The sequence below is a fragment of the Streptomyces sp. NPDC002669 genome, from assembly GCF_042889165.1.
GTDB lineage: Bacteria > Actinomycetota > Actinomycetes > Streptomycetales > Streptomycetaceae > Streptomyces.
This window is the reverse complement of record NZ_JBIAQQ010000082.1, coordinates 1-1,519: the sequence shown is the minus strand read 5'-3', so window position 1 is coordinate 1,519 and position 1,519 is coordinate 1. Positions and strand designations below refer to the sequence as shown.

Sequence of the window (1,519 nt, the reverse complement as noted above, 5' to 3'; positions counted from 1 at the left end):
GTGGTGGGTGTGGTGGTGGTGAGGTGGGCGCGGAGGGTGGTGGGGTGGGTGGTGTGGAGGGTGATGTTGTGCCAGGTGAAGGGGATGTGGATGGGGGTGTCGGGGTGGGGGGTGGGGGTGTTGTGGGTGGTGGCGAGGAGGGGGTGGAGGGCGGCGTCGAGGAGTGCGGGGTGGAGGGGGTGTTGGTGGGGGTTGGTGTGTGGGGGGAGGGTGATTTGGGCGTAGAGGTGGTTGTGGTGTTGCCAGAGGTGGGTGAGTCCTTGGAAGGCGGGTCCGTAGGTGTATCCGTGGTGGGTGAGGTTGGGGTAGAGGTGGGTGAGGTTGATGGGGGTGGCGTGGGTGGGGGGCCAGGGGGTGGTTGGGGGTGTGGGGGTGGGTGGGGTGTGGGGGGTGAGGGTGCCGGTGGCGTGGCGGGTCCAGGGGGTGTTGTCGGGGGTGGTGGTTTCGGGGCGGGTTTGGATGGTGAGGGTGCGGGTGCCGTCGGGGTTGGGGGGTCCGGCGACGGTTTGGATGTGGAGGGGTTGGTCGGTGAGGGGGAGGGGTGTTTCGAGGGTGAGTTCTTCGATGGTGGTGCAGTTGGTGCGGTGGGCGGTGTGGAGGGCGAGGTCGACGAAGGCGGTGCCGGGCAGGAGGGTGGTGCCGGCGATGGTGTGGTGGGTGAGCCAGGGGTGGTCGGTGGGGGTGAGGCGTCCGGTGAGGATGAGGTGGCCGGTGTCGGCGAGGTCGATGGCGGCGGTGAGCAGGGGGTGGTCGGTGGGGGTGAGTCCGGCGGTGGTGAGGTCGGTGCGGGGGGTGGGGTGGAGCCAGAATTCCTCGTGCTGGAACGGGTAGGTCGGCAGTTCCAGGGGTGTTGCGGTCCTGCCCGCCAGGAGGGGGGAGAGGTCGGTGGTGATGCCGTGGACGTGGAGGGTGGCCAGGGACCGTAGCAGGGTGGTGGCCTCGTCGTGATCGGTGCGCAGGGCGGCGACTGCTGTGGGGGCGTCCAGGATGTTCTGGGTGAGCGAGGTCAGGACGGGGTCGGGGCCCAGTTCGAGGTAGGTGGTGGTGCCGCGGGTGTGGAGGGTGGTGATGCCGTCGTGGAAGCGGACGGCGGCCCGGATGTGGCGTGCCCAGTAGGCGGGGGTGGTCAGGGTGCCCGGCTCGGCTTCGGCTCCGGTGAGGTTGGAGATGACGGTCAGGGTGGGTTCGTGGAAGGTGATCCCGGTCAGGGCCTGCTCGAAGGCGTCGGCGGCCGTGTCCATGTGGGGGGAGTGGAAGGCGTGGGAGACGGTCAGGCGTTTGGTGCGGGTGTTCTGTTCGCGGAAGTGGTCGGTGATCTCGGTGACGGCGTCGGTGTCGCCGGAGACCACTACCGCGGCGGGCCCGTTGACCGCCGCCACCGACACCCGCCCCTCGTAGGAGGCCAGGTGTTCGGTGATCTCCGTCTCGGGGGCGGCGATGGCGGCCATGGCACCGCCGGGCCGGGCGGCCTGCATGAGCCGGCCCCGTGCGGTCACCAGGGTGCAGGCGTCCTCCAGGG

Annotated in this window: 1 protein-coding gene; it reads right to left on the bottom strand. The window is 70.2% G+C overall.

Annotated elements, in window-relative coordinates:
- The coding region (locus tag ACFYW1_RS39020) for an acyltransferase domain-containing protein (RefSeq protein ID WP_389004593.1) at window positions 1-1,519 on the bottom strand (1,519 nt) is incomplete at both ends.